Origin of the sequence: Lentzea kristufekii (genome assembly GCF_033949925.1) — a bacterium.
GTDB lineage: Bacteria > Actinomycetota > Actinomycetes > Mycobacteriales > Pseudonocardiaceae > Lentzea > Lentzea kristufekii.
Genome location: NZ_JAXAVV010000004.1, coordinates 187,641 through 204,239, shown reverse-complemented (window position 1 = coordinate 204,239; position 16,599 = coordinate 187,641). Strand labels below are relative to the sequence as shown.

The window sequence follows — 16,599 nt, the reverse complement described above, 5'->3', positions numbered from 1 at the left end:
GCGCTCCCACTTCAATGAGCCCATGCGCGTGTCAATGACGATGCTCGTGGTTGCGGTGTTGACGATCTCGACGGCAGGGCCCGCGGTGGCACGGCAGGACCGCGCGGCGGCACCTGACCCGTACCCCGCGGTGGGTGCGGGCACGAACTTCCTCGACCACGCAGAGCTGCTGGGCAGCGTCCCGGAGCCGGCCTGGTACGAGGCCAACATCCCGTTCGTCGACCTGCCGGACCGGGAGATCCGCGACACCTACTACTACCGCTGGCGGACCTACCGCGAGGCGCTCAAGTACACCGGCCCGAAGGACGGCTGGATCGTCTCCGAGTTCCTCGGCCCGGTCGGCTACTCGGCTCCCAACGGAGGCATCGTCGCCGCGGCGGGTCACCACGCCTACGAGGGCCGCTGGCTGCGCGACCACCGCTATCTGGACGACTACGTCGACTACTGGCTGCGCGGCTCCGGAGCCGGTCCGAAGCCCGCGACCGACTTCCTCAACAAGAACACCACCGACTGGGCCCACCAGTACTCGTTCTGGGCCGCCGACGCCGTGGCCGCACGCGCCGCCGTCGACGGCCGCTCCCGGTTCGCCACCGACCGGCTGCCCGAGCTCGTGCGGCAGTGGCAGCGCTGGTCACCGCAGTTCGACCAGGAGCTGGGGCTCTACTGGCAGACACCGGTGTGGGATGCGATGGAGTACACGGCCGGCTCGTACCAGAGCCCCGATCCCTACCACGGTGGCGACGGCTTCCGGCCGACTCTGAACGCCTACCAGTACGGCGACGCGCGGGCGATCGCGCAGCTGTTCAAGGCGCGGGGGGACGCCGCCGGCGCGCGGCCGTTCGAGCAGGCCGCGGATGCGTTGCGGGCGAACCAGGAGCGGTGGCTCTGGGACGACGCGGGCAAGTTCTACAAGCACGTGATGCGCGACGACAACCCCGGCCGCACCAAGCTGGCCGACCGCGAGGCGATCGGCTTCGTGCCGTGGTACTTCCACATGCCACCAGCGGCGAACAGCGCGGCATGGGCGCAACTGACCGACCCGCAGGGGTTCGCCGCCCCGTACGGCCCGACCACCGCCGAACGCCGCAGCCCGTGGTTCATGCGGGACGCGCTGAACGGCTGCTGCCGCTGGAACGGCCCCAGCTGGCCGTTCGCGACCAGCCAGACCTTGACCGCGCTGGCGAACCTGCTGATCGACTACCCGGCGCAGTCCTACGTCGACCGCGACGACTACCTCGCGGTGCTGCGCGGCTATGCGCTGACGCAACGCAAGAACGGCGAACCCTACGTCGCCGAGGCGCACCACCCCGACGAGAACCGCTGGCTGTACGACGGCAAGGGCCACAGCGAGGACTACAACCACTCGACGTTCAACGACAACGTGCTGTCCGGCCTGCTCGGCATCCGGCCGCAGCTCGGGAACGCGGTGTCGATCGCGCCGCTGGTACCGGACTCCTGGACGCACTTCGCCGCCGAGAACGTGCCGTACCACGGGCACAACCTGACCGTGCTGTGGGACAGGGACGGCAGCCGCTACGGCAAGGGCGCGGGCCTGCGGGTCTGGCTCGACGGCAGGCTCACGCACACCCAGGCCGGCCTGGCGCCGGTGCGCCTGACGATCCCACCGCGCACCTCCGCGGACGTCCCGGAGCTCGTCGACGACTTCGCGAACGTCAGCCGCACCGGGTTCCCGGCCGCCCGCGCGTCCCACAGCTACAGCGCCGACCCGCCTGCCAAGGCGATCGACGGCCAGGACTTCCACCTCGACGTGCCCGGCACGCGCTGGACGTCGTACGGCAGCCCGAACTCCGCGGACTGGCTGGAGGTCGACCTCGGCGTGCCGGCACCGATCTCCGACCTGCGCGTCGTGTTCTACGACGACGGCGGGGGAGTGCGCGTGCCGACGACGTTCGACCTGCAGTACTGGGACGGCCAATGGCGTGACATCCCCGGCCAGCGGAGAACCCCCGCGCAACCGGTGGCACGTCAGCTGAACCGCGTTCTGGTGGAACCGGCGGTGACCACCAGCCGGGTGCGGATCCTGCCGCGCCGCGCGGACGGCGGAGCTGTCGGCGTCACGTCGTTCTCGTCGTGGCGGTCACCCGTCCGAGGGCTGCGCGCCTCGGTGCCGGAGGATCTCGCGGTCCGCGCCGGAGCGGTCGAGACGACCACGACCTTGCAGGCGCAGCAACCGTTGCGCGGTGTCCGGGCGACGCTGGCCGTGCCGCCAGGGTGGAGTGCGGTGCCACTGTCGTCGGCCTACGCCGCGCAGCTCGGGACAGGCCGGAGCCTCGTCACCCGGTGGCGCGTCACGGCACCTGACGGCCTGGCACTGGGTGAACGGGCCCCGATCCGTTTGCTGGCAACGGCTTCCGGTGACAGTGGCGTCACGTCGGCGTTGAGCTCCGCGCAGACCGTCTTCGATCCCGCCGCCTACTCCACCGTCGTCTGGGACGACACGTTCGAGACGGACCGTCTCGCCTCGTACCGCGTGGACGACACGTTCGGCGAACCGCCACCGGCGTTGAAGGTCGCGGACGGCGTGCTGACCGCGAGCGCCGGGACGCGTGCCGGTGCGGTGCTGGCCGCGCCGGTGGCCGGTGCCGTCCGAGGTACGGCGGTCGTCGTCGAACCCCGGTCGTTCGCGGGCTCGGCGCCGGAGGACAGCCTGTTCCTGGGGCAGACCGCCGGGAACCGCGACTTCGCCCTGGCCTGGTTCAACAACGCGGGCAAGGCCTCGGGCGTGGACGTGACCGTGGCCGGAGTGCGTCGTGGTGACGAGGCCACCGGAGGTTGCTGCGCGACCCTGGCCTGGGCACCCGGCGACCGGCTCGCCGTCGTGGTCGAGAACGGTCAGCTGACCAGCTGGCAGGAACACGCCGGCCGGTGGACGCTGCTGCGGTCTGCGCCGATCGGGTCCGTCGTGGATCCCCCGGTCGTCGCGGGGTGGGCACCGGCTCTCGGCTTGCGGCTGGACGCGGGCGCGCTGACGATCGACCGCTTCACCGTGCGCACCAGGGCCTAGCCGCAGACGCGCTCGACCAGGACCTGCCAGCTGGTGATCAGGTCGTGCACCACGGCTCCCAGGTCGGGCGCGTCGCCGTCCTGCGTCCGCAGGTAGAGCAGGACCGGCCCTTCCAGCGCGGCGACGAGCTGGAGGGCGAGGGTGCCGCTGGCGGCCTCGTCCGGACACGCCTCGCTCAGGAGCATCTGGACGTGGAACAGCGAGGGGCTGTCCCTGGCGGGAACGGGCCGGCCGGGGTCCAGCGAAGCGCGTGCCAGGACGATGTGGTCGACCAGGAACTCGAGCCGGGCCCGTCCGAACGCGACCAGCCGCTCGGCCGCCGGCGCCCCGGGACCCAGCGGCGGCGGCCCGGCCAGCACCCGTTGCTGGAAGAGCTTCTCCTCCTCGTCCAGCAGGGTGTGGAAGATGCCCGCACGGGTGCGGAAGCGCCGGAACACCGTGCCCTTGCCCAGCCCGGCGCGTTCGGCGAGGCCGTCCATCGTGACCTTGTCGGCGCCCAGTTCCGCGACCATCTCGCGGGCGACCTCGATCAGGTGGGCACGGTTGCGCGCGGCATCGGCCCGCTCCTCGCGAGGACGGCCCAACGGCAGCGCGACTGGTTCCACGACCAGAACGCTACCCGGCGATCTCCGCTCGGCGACGGATCTCAGGCGGGGCTGTCACGAATCGAAGCGCCACATCGTCCACCTGATGACGTGGTCACGAAGCCCTGCAACGCGAACGAAGGACCGTCTTGTGAAACTCCTGCTCGACCGGATCAGCCTGGCCTTCATCGCGGTCACGTCCGCGTACGTCGGGATCTTCGCCTACTTCGCCACGAGGACCTGGTTCGACACGTTTCCGGGGTTCGGACTGCGCTGGCTGCCGCAACTCGGTCCGTACAACGAGCACTTCGCCAAGGACGTCGGCGCGGTCTACCTCGCGTTCACCGCGCTGAGCCTGATGGCGCTGGCCCACGCCAGGAAACCGGCCGTCGTGCCGCTGGCCGGCGCCACGCTGCTGGTGTTCAACACGCTGCACTTCCTCTACCACCTGACGATGCTGCACGTGTACGAGCCGCTCGACCGGGCGCTGAACGTCGTCCTGTTGGGGCTGCTCGTGGTGATGTCCCTCATCCTCGTGATCCCGGGCGGGGCTGTCACGAATCGAAAAGTCGCTGCCTGATCTCGGCCTTGAGCACCTTGCCCACTTTGGACCGCGGCAGGTCCGGCCAGATCTCCACCTGCTTGGGCGCCTTCACGCTGCCCAGCCGCTCCTTCACGAACGCGATCAACGCGTCGGCGTCGGCATGACCGGACGCACGCAGCTGCACGACCGCCGTCACCCGCTCGCCCCACTTCGCGTCGGGCAGCCCGACCACCGCGCTGTCCTGGACCGCCGGATGCGCCCGCAACGCCTGCTCGACCTCGGCCGAGTACACGTTGAACCCGCCGGTGATGATCATGTCCTTGGCGCGGTCGACGATGAACAGGTAGTTGTCGGCGTCGAGGTAGCCGATGTCACCGGTGTGGTGCCAGCCGTGCGCGCTCACCTCGGCGGTGGCCGCCGGGTTCTCGTGGTACCCGGCCATCACCAGCGGGCCGCGCACGACGATCTCGCCGCGTTCACCGGCGGGCAGCAGGGCACCGTCCGCGGCCATGATCGCCACCTGGGTCAGCGGTGTGGGCCTGCCCGCCGACGACAGCCGCTCGTGCGCGATCGAGCCGTCGGGCAGGAAGTGGTCCGCGGGGGACAGCGTGGCGATCATGTTCGGCGCCTCGGTCTGCCCGAACAGCTGACCCATCACGGGCCCGATCCGGTGCAGCGCCTCGGTCAGCCGCACCGGGGACATCGGCGCCGCGCCGTACCAGAGGCAGTGCAGGGAACCGAGGTCCGTCGAGTCGAGCGCGGGATGGTCGAGCAGGCCGTAGATCACCGTCGGCGGCAGGAACGCGTGCGTGATCCGGTGGTGCTCGATCAGCCGCAGGAACTCGCCGAGGTCCGGCTCCGGCATGATCACCGTCTCGCCGCCCAGCGACATGATCGGGAACGTCAGCACGCCCGCCGAGTGCGTGAGCGGGGCGAGCGCCAGGTACCGCGGCCGGTGGCCGAACGGGTAGCTCATCAGGGTCAGCGCGGTCGCGGTCTCCAGGTTGTGCCCGGTCAGCCGCACGCCCTTGGGCCGCCCGGTCGTGCCACCGGTGCCCGCCAGCACGCAGAGGTCGTCGTCGGCCACGGTCACCGGTTCCGGCTCACGTCCGGAACGCGCGAGCCAGTCGGTGAACGTGACCGCGCCCTCCGCCTCGCCGTCCAGGCACACCAGCGTGGTCAGCGCGGGCAGGTCACCCCGGATGCGGTCGACGAGCGGGGCGAACCTCGCCTGGAAGAACAGGCACCGGCACCCGAACAGGTCGAGCAGCTCGCGGTTCTCCGCCGCCTCGTTGCGGGGGTTGACCGGGCACCACACCGCCCCGGCCCGCGAGATGCCGAACACGCAGGTGAGCGCCAGCGGGTCGTTCGCCGACAGCACCGCGACCCGGTCGCCAGGACCGATCCCGCTGCCCTGCAACGCTCCCGCGATCGCGCGGGAGAGCCGCTGGACCTCCGCGTAGCTCTGCGAGGAGCCGCCGATGGTCAGACAGGGGGCGTCGCCTCCGAGCGACGCCCCCTTGTCCAGGTAGTCGCAGAGCCGCATCAGCGGTGCACTTCGAGGATCGGGTCGAGCACCAGGCCGAACGACCGCAGTGCGCCCAGCAGCTCCCGGTGCCCGAACGCCTGGCAGCCCGACGCGAACCCGGTCCGGCGCGGCGCGTCCTGCAACAGGTGCACGGCGGCGTGCACGTTCAGCAACGCCGTCTGCTTGTAGTTGCAGTTGCCGTGGATCACGCAGTGCGCGCGGCCCAGCGGACCCGAGGCGTGCACGGAGTCGAGCGAGATGTTGATCCGCGGGTTCTCGCGCGGCGGCATCTCACTGCGCACCTGCGCGGAGAACGCGTCGACGATCTCGTACTTCTCCGCGTCGGACTTGCCCTCCATCTGCTCCAGCGCCGCCGCGACGATCTGCGGCACACCGAGCATCAACGGCCGGTTGAACACGCCGCCGAGCGCCCGCACCGACGCGACGCGCGGATCCCTCTTGAACCACACCGGATGCGCGGTCCCGCCCCACGGCAGCGCCAGGCCCAGCTCGTGCTGGCCGGGCACGACGAGCTCGTAGAGGCCCGCGTCCGCCGGCCATTCCACGTACTCGTTCTGCTCCAGGTAGTAGGCCTTCGAGAACGCGGCGTTCGTGAGGATGGTGTTGGTGGAGGCGACGGTGGGATAGCCCTTCCAGAACACCCCGATGTCCAAGGTGTCCAGTCCGGGCTGCTCCAGGCAGATCTGCGCGGCGATCTCACCGACCGTGTACATCTGCGCGATGCCGGGGGAGATCAGCAGGCCCTGCTTGGCGAACTCGGCGCCGTACTGGGCGTCGGCGTCGATCATCCAGTCCTGCTCGCCGTTGGTGTCGGTGTAGTGCGCGCCGACATTCAGGCTCGCCCGCACGGCTTCGTGGCCGTAGCGGGAGAAGGGGCCGACGGTGTTGAGCACCACCTTGGTGCCGGTGAACGCCTCGGTCAGCGCCTCCTCGGTGTGCTCCACCTCCGCGATGTCGTAGGAGACCGTGTCGATGCCGGGCACGGCGTCGACCGCTTCCTTGACCCTCTTGCCATCGCGGCCGGCGGCGAGGAACGGGATCCCGTACTCGCGCAGGTACTCGCAGATCAGGCGTCCGGTGTAGCCGGCGGCCCCGTAGACCACTGCAGGCTTGTCCGTGGGCATCGCGTCACATCCCCATGCCGCCGTCGACCGGGAGGCCCGCCCCGGTGATGAACTTGGAGGCGTCGGACGCGAGGAACACCACGGCGTCGGCCATGTCGTCGACCTGCCCGAGCCGGCCGAGCGGCGTGAGCTCCACGACCGCGCCGACGGCGGCCTCGACCGAGGGGAAGAGGCCCAGCTGAGCGCAGTCGACGGCCAGCTGGTTGCCCATCGCGGTGGGCGTGAGGCCGGGGTAGATGCAGTTGACCCGCACGCCGTAGCCGAGCTTGCCGGACTCCGCGGCCGCGACCCTGGTCAGGCGGTCGATCGCGGACTTGGTCGCCGAGTAGACACTGATGCCGGGGAAGGCGATGGTCGCCGCGACGGACGCGACGCTGATGATCGAGCCGCCGTTGCCCGCGGCTCCTCCCGGACGCATCGCGCGCAGGCCGTGCTTCATGCCGAGGGCGGTGCCCAGGACGTTCACGTCCAGCATCCTGCGGACGTCGGCGGGCTCGAGCTCGGTGATCAGGCTGGTGATCTCGATGCCCGCGTTGTTCACGAGGATGTCGAGGCCGCCGAGCGCGTCGACTGCCGTGCTCACCGCTGAGGCCCAGCTCGCGTCGTCGGTGACGTCCAGCGGCACGAACTTCGCCGTCGCTCCCGAGTCACGCAGCGCCTGGGCGGTCTGCTTGCCCTCGTCCTCCAGGACGTCGCCGATCAGAACCGACGCCCCGGCCGCGGCGAGAGCCTGCGCCATGCCTGCGCCCAGCCCTCGTGCACCCCCGGTGACCAGCGCTTTCCGCCCGCTCAGCTGATAACTCGTCATTGAGTCGCCTCCTAGGTGAGATGGCTCACGCCCTAGCCACTCCTTGACAGTCGTCAAGTTTTTCTTTGACGACTGTCCAAGATTTTTTGGACGAATGGTCAAGATTCGGCGCGGTGAGCGTTACGATCCGAGGCGTGACAGAAGTTGCTTCGCGCAAGCAGGACCGCCTCGCCCGCCGGCAGGTCGACAAGTTCGACGCCCGGCGGACCGAGCTCGCCGTGGCGACGCTGCACACGCTCGCCGAGCTGGGCTACGCCCGCACGAGCCTGCGGGAGATCGCGCAGAACTCCGAGTTCTCGCACGGCGTCCTGCACTACTACTTCGAGGACAAGCGCGACCTGATCACCGAGGCGGTCCGCCAGTACGAGGTCGTCTGCGTGACGCGCGACGACGAGGTCGTGGCCACGTCGACGACGGCGGAGCAGTTGCGCGCCGAGTTCGTGGCGATGTTCTTCGACACCCTCGGCCGGGACGCGCCGCTGCACCGCCTCTGGTACGACCTGCGCAACCAGAGCCTGTTCGACGGGTCGTTCCGCGCCGACGTGCTGGAGATCGACGGCCACCGCGAGGACATGGTGTGGCGGGTCGTCAACCGCTACGCCGAGCTCCTCGGCGGCACGCCCGCCGCGTCGCCGGGCACCACCTACGTGACGCTCGACGGCATCTTCCAGCGGGCACTGCTGCACCACTTCACCGGAAATGCCGACGCCGTGGCCCAGTTGCGCGCCGATCTCCCCGCCGTGATCGACCTGCTGGTGTCCAAGGCCGAATAGCGGCCGTATCGCGGAGATATCAAAAACCGCATACGGGCTCGCAACGCCGTTTCTCCTTGACTGGGAGACATGGCAACAGGCATCACGATTTACGGGTGCGAGCAGGACGAGGCCGTCCTGTTCCGGAGAATGGCACCCCGCTGCGGTGTGACGCCGACCATCACCGAGGCACCGGCGTCCGAGGCCAACGCCGAACTGGCCCGCGGAAACCAATGCGTCAGCGTCGGCCACAAATCCCGAATCACCGATTCCACTCTTCTGGCGCTCGGCCGCGTGGGGGTCCGGTACATCTCCACCAGGAGCGTCGGCTTCGACCACATCGACGTGGAGTACGCCGAGAGCCTCGGCATCACCGTCGGGAACATCGCCTACTCGCCCGACAGCGTCGCCGACTACGCGGTGATGCTGATGCTGATGGTCGTGCGCGACGTGAGGTCCGTCCTCCGGCGCGCCGACCTGCACGACTACCGCCTGAACGCGGTGCGCGGCAGGGAGTTGCGCGACCTGACGATCGGTGTGATCGGCACCGGCCGCATCGGCGTGGCGGTGATGGACCGGCTGCGCGGCTTCGGCTGCGGCGTGCTGGCTCACGACAGCCGGCCCCGCAATTCGGCCGACTACGTGCCCCTGGACGAACTGCTGCGGGTGAGCGACGTCGTCACCCTGCACACCCCGCTGAACCCGGGAACCCATCACCTCCTCGACCGCGATCGCATCGCGCTGATGAAAGACGGTGCGGTCGTCATCAACACAGGACGTGGCCCGCTCATCGACACCAAGGCCCTGGTCGAGGCGTTGGAAAACGGCAGTCTCGGCGGAGCGGCGCTGGACGTGATCGAAGGTGAAGAAGGAATCTTCTACACCGACTGCCGGGCTCGCGACATCGACAGCGAGGCGCTGCTGCGACTGCGCAGATTGCCGAACGTGCTGATCACTCCGCACACCGCCTATTACACGGACCACGCCCTGAGCGACACCGTGGAAAACAGCCTCATCAATTGTCTGAGCTTCGCGAACGGGGGAATGCAATGACCAAGGTGAAGATCGGGATCATCTTCGGCGGGACGTTCGAGGAACATCCCGTCTCGGTGAAGTCCGCGCGGGAGGTCGCGCGGAACCTCGACCCCGCGAAGTACGACCCGTGCTGGATCAAGATCACGCGCAGCGGCGACTGGAAGCTCTGCGCGGGCCCGGCCGCCCAGGACGGCCGCCCGGTCGTGCTCTCGCCCGGCGGACTGCTCGTCCTGGACGACGGCCGGTTCGAGGCGATGGGCCTGGACGTCGTGTTCCCGGTGCTGCACGGCAGGCAGGGGGAGGACGGCGCGGTGCAGGGCCTGCTGGAGCTGTCGGGCATCCCGTACATCGGGTGCGACGTCCAGAGTTCCGCGCTGTGCATGGACAAGTCGCTCACGTACGTCGTCGCTCGAAGCGCCGGAGTCGCGACGCCGGCGTTCTGGACCGGCACACCGGACTCGCCCGCCTATCCGGTCTTCGTCAAACCGGCCCGGTCGGGCTCGTCGTTCGGCGTCACCAAGGTGTCCACAGAGGACGAACTGCCCGTCGCGCTGGAAGTCGCCCGGCAGTACGACTCGAAGGTCGTGATCGAGGAGGCCGTGACGGGCAGCGAGATCGGCTGTTCGATCCTGGGCACAGGGGACGACCTGGTCGTCGGCGAGCTGGACCGGGTCGCGCTGACCCACGGCTTCTTCCGGATACACCAGGAGAGCACTCCCGAGGCCGGGTCGGAGAACTCGACGTTCATCGTGCCCGCGGACATCCCGGAGGAGGCGCGTGCGCTGGTCCAGGAGACGGCGAAGGTCGTCTACCGCGCGCTGGGCTGCTCGGGTCTCGCGCGGGTGGACATGTTCCTGACGCCGGACGGGAAGGTGGTCCTCAACGAGGTCAACACGATGCCCGGTCTCACCTCCTACAGCCGTTACCCGCGGATGATGGCGGCCGCAGGGCTGTCCCTCGGTGACGTGATCGACCGCCTGGTGTCGCTGGCGCTGACGGGAAAGCTCCAGTGAACGCCGACTTCGTCTTCGTGGACGTGCCCGGAATCCGCTGGGACGCCAAGTACGCCACGTGGGACAACTTCACCGGCAAGCCCGTCGACGGCTACCTCGTCAACCGGATCGTCGGTACGAAGGCGTTGGTCGCGGCCCTGACGATGGCGCACGAGAAGGCCGAGTCGCTCGGTCTCGGCCTCCTGCTGTGGGACGGCTACCGCCCGCAACGCGCCGTCGACTGCTTCCTGCGCTGGGCGGAACAGCCCGAGGACGGCCGCACGAAGGCACGCCACCACCCGCGCATCACCAGGGCCGAGATGTTCGGACAGGGTTACGTGGCCGCGAAGTCGGGGCACAGCCGCGGCAGCACCGTCGACCTCACGCTCTACCACCTGGACAGTGGTGAGCTCGCCCCGATGGGCGGCGGCCACGACCTGATGGACCCGATTTCGCACCACGGTGCCGCGGTCGGCGAAGTCGCAGCGGCGAACCGGCAGCAGCTCTGCTCGATCATGGAAGCCTGCGGGTTCCGCCGCTACGACAGCGAGTGGTGGCACTACACGCTGATCGACGAGCCCTATCCGGACACGTACTTCGACTTCCCGATCGGCTAGAGCATCGGTGGCATCAGCCGATAGCTGTCGGTGTAGTACTCGTCGGTGCGCTTGCGGTAGTCGTCGTGGTCGTCCGGGTCGTACTCCGGCGCGTTCTTGATCTGCTCCTTCGTGCGGTCGACGTGGACCTTGCGTTCCGCGTGGTCCACGTGCCGCACGGTGCCGACCGGGAGCACGACCTTGCGGCCGAAGATCCACGGGCCGGTGTCGACCATCAGACAGTCGTGCGGCACCTTGGCGTTGTCCTGGTCGATCTTGCCGATACCACCGTCGGTGGCTTCGACCTCGTAGCCGATCAGGCCGGTGTCGGGGCGATCCGCGAGGTCCTGGTCCTGGTCCGGCTCATCGGTCCACGACGGATCACGCCACACCCAAGGGACGAACGGGACGGGTTGCATGTCGGCCTCCTTCGGTCCGCCACGGGGTACCCCGCTACGCCCGGTCGAGGAACTTCTTCATCATGCCGATCTGCGCGGTGCGGGACTTCTCGATCCGGTCCGCGAGGTCCTTCACCTCCGAGTCGGCACCACTGCTCGTCTCCCACCGCGCCATCTGCACGGCGTCGTCCTGGTGGGCGATCATGACGTTGAGCAGGCGTTGGTCGAACTCCGCACCGCGCAACGCGGTCAGCCTCGCGACCTCCTCGGGATCGGACTGCCGCATGCCGCCGTGGCCCGTGTGCGAGTCCGGCGGCGCCGTCAGCGGTTCACCCCACGCCGTCAGCCAGCCCTTCATCGTGTCGGCCTCGGCCGCCTGGGTCTGCGCGATCGCGGCCGCCAGCATGCGCAGTTCCTCGTTCTGCGCCCGGTCCTGCGCGAGGGCGACCATCTCCACTCCCTGCTGATGATGGGGCAGCATCATCTGCAGGAACATCACGTCCAGCGGATCGCCGCGCAACACGGTGTCCGGCTGCGTGGCCGCGCAGCCGGACACCACGAAGGCGAGCGCCAGCAAGAAGAACCGCATCAGAGGCGTCGCCACAGGGCCGGCGTGGCCGGCGGTTCCCAGCCGGCGATCGCGGTGTGCGCGAGCTGGCACTCGTAGTTCACGCCGTTGTAGGTGACGCGGTTGCCGATCGAGTAGGTCCTGCCCGCGGCCCACGTCCCGCTCACCGGCGGTTGGGTGGTGGTCGTGGTGGTCGGCGGCTGGGTCGTGGTGGTGGTCGGCGGGGTGGTGGTGCCGCCGCCGAAGTCGACGTCCGAGCACGTGTAGAACGCCTCGTTGCTGCCCACCACGCGCTGCCAGATCGAGTAGAGGACGTGGCGGCCCGAGCGGTTCGGGAGGTTCAGCGTCCAGTTCGTGAACGTGCTGGGGTTCTGGCCGTTGAACGTCTGGATGTGCACGAGGTCCGACCAGCGCAGCGGCTGCGTCGGACTCCAGCCGTCCCTGGTGATGTAGAACTCGAAGTTGCTGTTCGAGTGCGGTGCCGACGCGTGGTAGGTCACGGTCAGCGGTCCGGGCGAGACCCGCTTGGCGGGCCAGTCGGCGCGTTGCAGGTCGAGACCGCGGTACTTGTCGCGGCCCGCGCTGCAGAGCTTGCCGTCCGGGATGAGCTGACGGTGGCGCCCGCCGGCTTCGAGCAGCGAGACCTCGTTCCAGTCGTAGAAGGCCTGCGTGCCACCGGCGGCCACGGCCGCCTTGCACGCGTCGGACTTCGGCGTCTCCGGGCCCTCGTTCTTGCACGTGTAGACCCGGCTGGCCGGATCGGACATCGTGCCGTGGGCGATCGCGGGCGTCGTGGGCACGATGAACGCGACGACGACCGCGGTGGTGGCGGAGAGGCTTGCTAGGGCTAGCCGAGCACGTGTCTTCACAACGCCTCCTGGCAGGCGGAGGTGGCGACCACTTCCATGAGGAGGTGGTTCGCGTGACGGGTCGGCGGCCCTGTTCACAAGGGTAAACAATTGGTTGAACCAGTCGCTTGGACCAAGCGGACGAATCGCCCTTGGTGCGATGAGTTCGGAGCGCGTCGCTGGTCCATCCCTCCAGGACGATGTGGAGAGGGTGGATCGCGTGGACCTGCACAGCGTGATGTGTGTGAGCGACCTGGTGAGGTCGCTGGAGTGGTACGGGGTGTTCTTCGGCCGCGAGGCGGACGAGATCATCGGCGAGGAACACCTCTGGCAGGTGGGGGAGAACGCGTACATCGTGCTCGACGCCCGTGACGTGCGGTCGTCACGCGTGGGCGGGTCGATGGTCACGTTCGGCGTGGCGCTGAGCGAGTTCGAGGGGGCGCTGGAACGGCTCGCCGCTCACGGGGTCCGGCACGAGCCCGTCGAGACGTACTCCAACGGGGTGCGGCACGTCGAGGTGCTGGATCCGGACGGCAACAGCCTGTCGCTGGCGGCGCTGCCGCAGGCCGGGGCGGACGCCGCCAGATCGTCGTAGAGTCGGGAGATCAGCTGCTTCGAGACGGGTCCTCGACCAGTGCTGGGACCTGCTGCGGCGGCGCCAGTCGGCCGGCCGCAGGGCAAGAACGCGGAGGACGTCCCCGCCCGCTCGGTCGGCGAGGTCGGAGGCTGCCGGTGATGCGGGCTAGTGCGCCGTGCTTCAGCCCGGTGGTGAAGGCCCGCGCGGGAAGCCGGTCACGGCCGTGCGTGCACTGGATTCCGCTGTTTGATGTGCTGGTGTGGACCGCTCGGGTGATCTCTTCCGGCCTGGTCGGTTGCCGATTGCCGAACAGTGTGTGCCGGGCATGGTCACGACAACCAGGTGCGGGTGAAGCGCGGCAACACGGTGTGTCGGCCATGAAACCAGTCGAATAGGATCGGGTTGTGCAGCTGCGGTACAACTTCCGCGTCTACCCGACGCCCGCCCAGCAGCACGCGCTGGCGCGGGCGTTCGGTTGTGCGCGGGTGGTGTTCAACGATGCGCTGCGCGCACGCCAGACGGCCCGTGAGAATGACCAGCGGTACCTGTCGGACGGAGAGTTGTCCAAGCAGGTCATCACCCTGGCCAAGGCGACGCCAGAGCGGGCGTGGCTGGGTGAGGTGTCGGCGGTGGTGTTGCAGCAGGCGCTGGCGGATCTGAACAACGCGTACCGCAACTTCTTCGCCTCGGTCACGGGCAAACGCAAGGGCCGCAAGGTAGCCCCGCCCCGGTTCCGGTCCCGCAAGGACAACCGGCAGGCCATCCGGTTGACCCGCAACGCCCGGTTCGTGGTGCTGGGCAACGGGCGGTTGCGGTTGCCGAAGATCGGTGACCTCGCGGTGCGCTGGTCGCGTGAGCTGCCTGCTGAACCGTCCTCGGTGACGATCGTGAGGGATGCGACCGGCCGGTATTTCGCCTCGTTCGTCGTCATGACGAAGCAGGACGAGATAATGCCGGCGGCAGAGTCCGAGGTCGGTATCGATCTGGGTCTGACGCATTTCGCGGTGCTCTCGGATGGCACGAAGGTGGCGGCGCCGAGGTTCCTGCGCCAGGCGGCGCGCAGGCTGGCGCGGTCGCAGAAGTCGCTGAGCCGCAAGGTCAAGGGCTCGAACAACCGCAAGAAAGCCGTCGTCAAGGTTGCTCGCGCGCACGCGAGGGTGGCCGACACGCGGCGGGACTGGCAGCACAAGCTGTCCACGGCGATCATCCGCGACAACCAAGCGGTCTACGTCGAGGACCTGTGCGTGGCCGGCCTGGGCCGCACCAGGCTCGCGAAGTCCGTGCACGACGCCGGGTGGGCTGGTTTCACCGGCATGCTGCAGTACAAGGCGGACCGGTACGGACGTGCCTTCGCCCGGATCGACCGGTGGCTGCCGACCTCGCAGACCTGCTCGGAGTGTGGGCGGGTCGATGGGCCGAAACCGCTGTCCGTGCGGTCGTGGACGTGCCGGTGCGGCAGCGTCCACGACCGGGACATCAACGCCGCCAGGAACGTGTTGGCCGCCGGGCAGGCGGACAACTCAAACGACCGTGGAGCGCAGGTAAGACCAGCATCCGTGCTGGCACCGCGCCGCGAAGCGGTAACCCACTCAGACGCCGCGCGGTCCACGCGCAGCGTGGAGAGAATCTCCGCCGCTCTTTAGGACGGAGAGGATGTCAACTGCAGTAGGTCAGTCCTTCGCGTCGCGGAAGATGATCCAGCGCATCACGCTGTACATGAACGCGGCCTCGCACGCGCCGGCGACGATCCGGGACAGGTGGTACTGCAGGCCGATCTCGGTCAGCGCGCTGCCGACGCCGAGGATGAACGCCAGGTAGTTGATCAGGATCGCGACGGCGTACAGGCCCGCCTGCGGTCCGACCGGCGCGTGCGAGCGGAAGTTCAGCGCCCGGTTGAGCACGAAGCTCAGGCCGAACGCGAGCACGTAGGCGATCGTGAACGCGAGCGGCACCGGCAGGCCGAGGCCGCTGCGGAACGCGGTGAGCAGCAGCAGGTCGACGCCGAACGTGAACCCGTTGATCAGGGCGAACCCGAGCAGGCTCGGCGCCACGACGCGGGACAGGCCGAACGGCAGCCGCCTCACCACGACTTCCATCAGGTCGTGGAACCTCGTGCCGAGGTCTTTGTCGTTCATCGTGGGCGTCCCGCCGGTCATGGTCCGACAGTGCCACGGCGCAGAGGGACGAATACGACGAAAAGCCCGGTGATCGACAGGCCGTCCGCAGGAGTTCAGCTGGCGTTCAGGTGGTTGAACCGCCGCCAACGCGTGGGGCTCATCCCGTGCAGCTTGCCGAACGTCCGCGCGAAGTAGCCCGCGTCCGAGAAGCCCACCTGCCGCCCGATGTCGCCGACCGGCAGGTCCGTCACCGCCAGCAGCCGTCGCGCCTGGACCATCCGGCGCTCGGTGATCCACTCCTGCACCGTGCGGCCGGTCCGCCTGCGCACCGTCGAGGTGAGGTGGCCGGGGGAGATGCTGACCGCGGCGGCGACCTCGCGCAGCGACAACGGTTCCGGGTAGCGCCGTTCGATCACGTCGAACACCTCGGCCAGCAGCGGTTCGGCGTTCTCGCGCAGGTCGCCGACGACGTCCGCGGCCAGCCTCGACACCGCGACCAGCAGCAGTGTCAGGTGCGCCGGCACGGCCTCGCGGTAGCCGTCGCCGCGGTGCCGCAGTTCGTCGTGCAGCGCCTCGATGCGAGCGGTCCACCCGTCGCGGTGGTCCTGGGGGACCTTGAGCCGCAACGCGCCGGTCGCGCGGCCGTGGACGAACGGGAACAGCAGCGGATGCGTGCGCCACGCCAGGTGTGCGCCGGGAGTCTCGGGGCCGAGCGCGTCGGCGGTGAAGAAGACGCCCCAGCCGCGGGCGCCGAGGAGGTCGTCGCTGCGGGCCTGGCCCATCACGTCGCCGGGCGCGATGACGAACAGGTCGCCGGCCTCGACCTGCCTGACCTGCCGGCCGTGGCGGACCACGCCGCCGGCCGTCTCGAAGTAGGCGATGCCGGGGAAGTCGTGGGAGTGGGCCTCGTGCGCGCCGTCGAAGTCCGCGCCGTGCCCGAGCGGGACGACCGCCACCGAGAGCTCGCCGGGAGCCGGCCGCCAGGCGTACTGCGCGGGCTCGTCGCCGTGGAGGGGTGTCCGCTGGGTTCGCACCGTCGAATCGTCCCATTCAAACCGTGGATCGGCACAGAAATACTGCCC

The 16,599-nt window shown here is 69.3% G+C and carries 17 protein-coding genes; 8 read left to right on the top strand and 9 right to left on the bottom strand.

Features of this window, described 5'->3' with window-relative positions:
• Nucleotides 1–22: 22 nt before the first annotated feature.
• Nucleotides 23–3,025 carry an MGH1-like glycoside hydrolase domain-containing protein gene (locus SK571_RS10165; RefSeq protein ID WP_319983773.1) on the top strand — a complete coding sequence of 1,001 codons (3,003 nt, stop codon included), beginning with the start codon at nucleotides 23–25 and terminating at the stop codon, nucleotides 3,023–3,025.
• Here SK571_RS10165 and SK571_RS10160 read toward each other — a convergent pair.
• Complete coding sequence (locus SK571_RS10160) at nucleotides 3,022–3,630, bottom strand: TetR/AcrR family transcriptional regulator (protein ID WP_319983772.1); 609 nt, start codon at nucleotides 3,628–3,630, stop codon at nucleotides 3,022–3,024. The genes SK571_RS10165 and SK571_RS10160 overlap by 4 nt on opposite strands.
• Before the next feature lie 130 nt (nucleotides 3,631–3,760).
• On the opposite strand from SK571_RS10160, the gene SK571_RS10155 reads away from it, so the two are divergent.
• The gene (locus SK571_RS10155) at nucleotides 3,761–4,189 is read left to right on the top strand and encodes a hypothetical protein (protein WP_319983771.1); all 429 of its coding nucleotides are present in this window, start codon (nucleotides 3,761–3,763) and stop codon (nucleotides 4,187–4,189) included.
• Here the strand turns inward: SK571_RS10155 and SK571_RS10150 are convergent.
• Genes SK571_RS10150 through SK571_RS10140 form a run of 3 tightly spaced genes read right to left on the bottom strand, consistent with a single transcriptional unit; the run spans nucleotide 4,164 to nucleotide 7,634 of the window.
• Nucleotides 4,164–5,699 carry an acyl-CoA synthetase gene (locus SK571_RS10150; protein ID WP_319983770.1) on the bottom strand — a complete coding sequence of 512 codons (1,536 nt, stop codon included), beginning with the start codon at nucleotides 5,697–5,699 and terminating at the stop codon, nucleotides 4,164–4,166. The genes SK571_RS10155 and SK571_RS10150 overlap by 26 nt on opposite strands.
• A complete protein-coding gene (locus SK571_RS10145; RefSeq protein WP_319983769.1) occupies nucleotides 5,699–6,826 on the bottom strand; it encodes a DUF5938 domain-containing protein in 1,128 nt (375 codons plus the stop codon). The genes SK571_RS10150 and SK571_RS10145 overlap by 1 nt, the downstream gene beginning before the upstream one ends.
• Nucleotides 6,827–6,830: 4 nt before the next feature.
• The gene (locus tag SK571_RS10140) at nucleotides 6,831–7,634 is read right to left on the bottom strand and encodes an SDR family NAD(P)-dependent oxidoreductase (RefSeq protein WP_319983768.1); all 804 of its coding nucleotides are present in this window, start codon (nucleotides 7,632–7,634) and stop codon (nucleotides 6,831–6,833) included.
• Nucleotides 7,635–7,768: 134 nt separating this feature from the next.
• Between SK571_RS10140 and SK571_RS10135 the strand changes: the two genes are divergently transcribed.
• The 4 genes from SK571_RS10135 (at nucleotide 7,769) to vanX (ending at nucleotide 11,030) form a co-directional block, all read left to right on the top strand.
• The gene (locus tag SK571_RS10135; RefSeq protein ID WP_319983767.1) at nucleotides 7,769–8,407 is read left to right on the top strand and encodes a TetR/AcrR family transcriptional regulator; all 639 of its coding nucleotides are present in this window, start codon (nucleotides 7,769–7,771) and stop codon (nucleotides 8,405–8,407) included.
• A gap of 69 nt (nucleotides 8,408–8,476) precedes the next feature.
• On the top strand, nucleotides 8,477–9,439 hold the full coding sequence (locus SK571_RS10130) for a D-isomer specific 2-hydroxyacid dehydrogenase family protein (protein WP_319983766.1): 963 nt from the start codon (nucleotides 8,477–8,479) through the stop codon (nucleotides 9,437–9,439).
• The gene (locus SK571_RS10125; RefSeq protein WP_319983765.1) at nucleotides 9,436–10,434 is read left to right on the top strand and encodes a D-alanine--D-alanine ligase family protein; all 999 of its coding nucleotides are present in this window, start codon (nucleotides 9,436–9,438) and stop codon (nucleotides 10,432–10,434) included. Before SK571_RS10130 ends, SK571_RS10125 begins: the two co-directional genes overlap by 4 nt.
• Nucleotides 10,431–11,030: a D-Ala-D-Ala dipeptidase VanX gene (gene vanX / locus SK571_RS10120; RefSeq protein WP_319983764.1), complete on the top strand. Its 600-nt coding sequence runs from the start codon at nucleotides 10,431–10,433 to the stop codon at nucleotides 11,028–11,030. The genes SK571_RS10125 and vanX overlap by 4 nt, the downstream gene beginning before the upstream one ends.
• Here vanX and SK571_RS10115 read toward each other — a convergent pair.
• Genes SK571_RS10115 through SK571_RS10105 form a run of 3 tightly spaced genes read right to left on the bottom strand, consistent with a single transcriptional unit; the run spans nucleotide 11,027 to nucleotide 12,844 of the window.
• The gene (locus tag SK571_RS10115; RefSeq protein WP_319983763.1) at nucleotides 11,027–11,428 is read right to left on the bottom strand and encodes a PRC-barrel domain containing protein; all 402 of its coding nucleotides are present in this window, start codon (nucleotides 11,426–11,428) and stop codon (nucleotides 11,027–11,029) included. The genes vanX and SK571_RS10115 overlap by 4 nt on opposite strands.
• A gap of 34 nt (nucleotides 11,429–11,462) precedes the next feature.
• On the bottom strand, nucleotides 11,463–11,996 hold the full coding sequence (locus SK571_RS10110; protein ID WP_319983762.1) for a DUF305 domain-containing protein: 534 nt from the start codon (nucleotides 11,994–11,996) through the stop codon (nucleotides 11,463–11,465).
• Complete coding sequence (locus SK571_RS10105; protein WP_319983761.1) at nucleotides 11,996–12,844, bottom strand: lytic polysaccharide monooxygenase; 849 nt, start codon at nucleotides 12,842–12,844, stop codon at nucleotides 11,996–11,998. Before SK571_RS10105 ends, SK571_RS10110 begins: the two co-directional genes overlap by 1 nt.
• A 217-nt stretch (nucleotides 12,845–13,061) precedes the next feature.
• Here SK571_RS10105 and SK571_RS10100 point away from each other — a divergent pair, with 217 nt between their 5' ends.
• Together SK571_RS10100 and SK571_RS10095 are read left to right on the top strand one after the other, a co-directional pair.
• Nucleotides 13,062–13,418, top strand: coding sequence for a VOC family protein (locus SK571_RS10100; RefSeq protein WP_319984023.1), 357 nt, complete (start codon nucleotides 13,062–13,064; stop codon nucleotides 13,416–13,418).
• A gap of 386 nt (nucleotides 13,419–13,804) precedes the next feature.
• A complete protein-coding gene (locus SK571_RS10095; RefSeq protein WP_319983760.1) occupies nucleotides 13,805–15,043 on the top strand; it encodes an RNA-guided endonuclease InsQ/TnpB family protein in 1,239 nt (412 codons plus the stop codon).
• A gap of 27 nt (nucleotides 15,044–15,070) precedes the next feature.
• Here the strand turns inward: SK571_RS10095 and SK571_RS10090 are convergent, their stop codons facing one another.
• Nucleotides 15,071–15,556 carry a GtrA family protein gene (locus SK571_RS10090; RefSeq protein ID WP_406601961.1) on the bottom strand — a complete coding sequence of 162 codons (486 nt, stop codon included), beginning with the start codon at nucleotides 15,554–15,556 and terminating at the stop codon, nucleotides 15,071–15,073.
• 74 nt (nucleotides 15,557–15,630) lie between these two features.
• A complete protein-coding gene (locus tag SK571_RS10085) occupies nucleotides 15,631–16,551 on the bottom strand; it encodes an AraC family transcriptional regulator (protein ID WP_319983759.1) in 921 nt (306 codons plus the stop codon).
• Nucleotides 16,552–16,599 lie beyond the last annotated feature (48 nt).

Excerpts from the sequence above, each read along its gene's own strand:
- SK571_RS10165 (WP_319983773.1), top strand. The coding sequence starts at position 23 with ATGCGCGTGTCAATGACGATGCTCGTGGTTGCGGTGTTGACGATCTCG.
- SK571_RS10150 (WP_319983770.1), bottom strand. The coding sequence starts at position 5,699 with ATGCGGCTCTGCGACTACCTGGACAAGGGGGCGTCGCTCGGAGGCGAC.
- SK571_RS10145 (WP_319983769.1), bottom strand. The coding sequence starts at position 6,826 with ATGCCCACGGACAAGCCTGCAGTGGTCTACGGGGCCGCCGGCTACACC.
- SK571_RS10140 (WP_319983768.1), bottom strand. The coding sequence starts at position 7,634 with ATGACGAGTTATCAGCTGAGCGGGCGGAAAGCGCTGGTCACCGGGGGT.
- SK571_RS10130 (WP_319983766.1), top strand. The coding sequence starts at position 8,477 with ATGGCAACAGGCATCACGATTTACGGGTGCGAGCAGGACGAGGCCGTC.
- SK571_RS10125 (WP_319983765.1), top strand. The coding sequence starts at position 9,436 with ATGACCAAGGTGAAGATCGGGATCATCTTCGGCGGGACGTTCGAGGAA.
- SK571_RS10115 (WP_319983763.1), bottom strand. The coding sequence starts at position 11,428 with ATGCAACCCGTCCCGTTCGTCCCTTGGGTGTGGCGTGATCCGTCGTGG.
- SK571_RS10110 (WP_319983762.1), bottom strand. The coding sequence starts at position 11,996 with ATGCGGTTCTTCTTGCTGGCGCTCGCCTTCGTGGTGTCCGGCTGCGCG.
- SK571_RS10100 (WP_319984023.1), top strand. The coding sequence starts at position 13,062 with ATGTGTGTGAGCGACCTGGTGAGGTCGCTGGAGTGGTACGGGGTGTTC.
- SK571_RS10090 (WP_406601961.1), bottom strand. The coding sequence starts at position 15,556 with ATGACCGGCGGGACGCCCACGATGAACGACAAAGACCTCGGCACGAGG.